The organism is Natranaerobius trueperi (assembly GCF_002216005.1).
Lineage (GTDB): Bacteria > Bacillota > Natranaerobiia > Natranaerobiales > Natranaerobiaceae > Natranaerobius_A > Natranaerobius_A trueperi.
Genome location: NZ_NIQC01000059.1, coordinates 1 through 2,119, shown reverse-complemented (window position 1 = coordinate 2,119; position 2,119 = coordinate 1). Strand labels below are relative to the sequence as shown.

General features: G+C 32.3%; 2 protein-coding genes. Both read right to left on the bottom strand.

All coding sequences use genetic code 11. From position 1 onward, the window contains the following. Positions 1-502 precede the first annotated feature (502 nt). Positions 503-658 carry a M20 family metallo-hydrolase gene (locus CDO51_RS13610; RefSeq protein WP_143824743.1) on the bottom strand — a complete coding sequence of 52 codons (156 nt, stop codon included), beginning with the start codon at positions 656-658 and terminating at the stop codon, positions 503-505. Between the two features lie 5 nt (positions 659-663). Further along, positions 664-1,896, bottom strand: a complete 1,233-nt coding sequence (locus CDO51_RS12950; RefSeq protein WP_089024639.1) for a diaminopropionate ammonia-lyase — start codon at positions 1,894-1,896, stop codon at positions 664-666. Positions 1,897-2,119 lie beyond the last annotated feature (223 nt).

The following is a 2,119-nucleotide window of genomic DNA, read 5'->3' as shown; positions in this document are numbered from 1 at the left end:
GATAAATCGAGGGAGAAGTCCCTTATCTAAGGTAACTCCCTCGATTTATTAAGCATTTTATACTGTAATTAAGTTATTCTTATATGTCAGTATCGGAATGTTTACACCAATTACTTGACAGACTCTTCAAAAACTAAGAGTGGCTTATTAAATAAACCACTCTTAATTCTTAGTTTTAAACCTATACTTAATCTAATACGAAATATTACTTGTTGAGTCAATCTTAATAAGGGACCATAAAATTGTATTTACTCCTTTTTTTACATCTCCACTCACTCATTCTTCAGGAGAGTGACTTGTACCATTAACTCTAGGAATGAAAATCATCCCTGTTGGTAGCTTCCTTGACATAACTGTAGCATCATGTACAGAACACTAGTTATATATCTATAATAATCGCTCAATTCTTTGTAACCTTATTCTATCTTTGTTTTAACACATTCTATACCATCTAATACACCTAGCACTCCATCAAAGATTCCTCCTTGCGGTGCAGTATCTTCTAATGAGATCCAATCATAATAGTTGGATTATTACGCTCTAGATATCCTACCAAATAAACTACTGCATCTTCATAAGTTACTTTTCCATTAATTTTTAGTATATTCCTTTCTAGTTCATATTCATCTGTAAAAACAAGGCGTGTAGATCCAATCATTCCCCTTATAAAAACTTTGAAGGGGTTGGATATTTTCCATCCCAAATAATTTTTCTGTTAACATATGGATCTGTAATACCTTCAGTATTAATTAATAAGACGTTAGATTCTTTTGTGAGACCTATTAAATCTTTCATTTCATGAAACTCATGTAACATAAATAAAGAAAGCAAGCCGATTCCTATACCTCCAGATTCTCCTGCGTTTATCTGTGGATCACTTTCTATAGGACTGTTTAATATCCTTACTCCTCTTGCTGCTACCCAATCAGGTACTGAAATAAAATAATCTGAAAATCTCTTTATAATTTCCCAACCAATAGGGTTTGGTTCTCCACACGAAAGCCCCGCCATTACAGTGTCTAGATCTCCAGTAACAGTTTTTGGATCACCATTTCCCTTAGCTGATTTTAACATACATGCTGCATTACTTGGTTCTACAACTAAGTTTGTTGGAATTTTTTCTCCAAGTCTTTCTACTAAATAACCTTGAATTGCTCCTGCTACTGAACCAACACCAGCCTGATATATAACATGTGTAGGATATTTAAAAGTGTTTGATTTTTCGATTTCATCTAATATTTCTTTTGCAATAACGGCATATCCTTGCATGATCCATTTTGGAATTGTTTCATATCCTGGTAAAGCAGTATCTTGTACAACCTCAAAACCATGTTTATTAGCTTCAGAAAACGCAAGTTTTACAGTCTCATCATAATTATAATCACTTACATACGGGGTACCCCCTACTTGTTTTATCGCTTCTACACGACTTTTTTCAGCACCTTTTGGAAGATAAACTATAGAATTATGTCCAAGAGCAGTAGCTGCCATAGCGACTCCTTTTCCATGATTTCCATCTGTAGCTGTAACAAAAGTTAGCTTTCCAATAGTTTTTTTAACATAATCTGACTTTAAAAAATCGAGACTCATTTCGAATATGTTTTTCTCTAATTTTTCAGCTATCAATCTTGCTATTGCATAGAAACCGCCAAGAGCCTTAAAAGAATCTAGTCCTAATCTAGTTGATTCATCTTTAACGTAAATATTATTTATTCCGATTATTGATGCCAAACCAGGTAATGAGAGCAAAGGAGTAGTTTCATAACTTGAGTATTGGTTATAAAAATTTGCAATACGTTCTATCTCTGTTTGATCTACAAAAGACGTATATCTTTTGTTTTTACATGAGATTGATTCTAGATGAGCGTTTTTACTAATTAAAATTATAACTCCCACCTTTCAGAGTGAATTACTATTATTTCCTATTATTCTATATAAAAGAATAAAACCCTGTTTATTCACTTACTTTAGTAAAGTTAATTTTAAATAAAAGGGACTGTCCCAAAAGTATAATTAAATTTTTGGAATATCGCCCTTACTTGTAAGATGAATTAAAATTTTAAATTGAGAAGATAAAAAAGCAGCCCAACTAATCTTTTTAATATGTTAGGGCTGCTTT

Bases quoted from the DNA above. Each gene is read 5' to 3' on its own strand.
- CDO51_RS13610 (WP_143824743.1), bottom strand. From the start codon at position 658: ATGATTGGATCTACACGCCTTGTTTTTACAGATGAATATGAACTAGAA.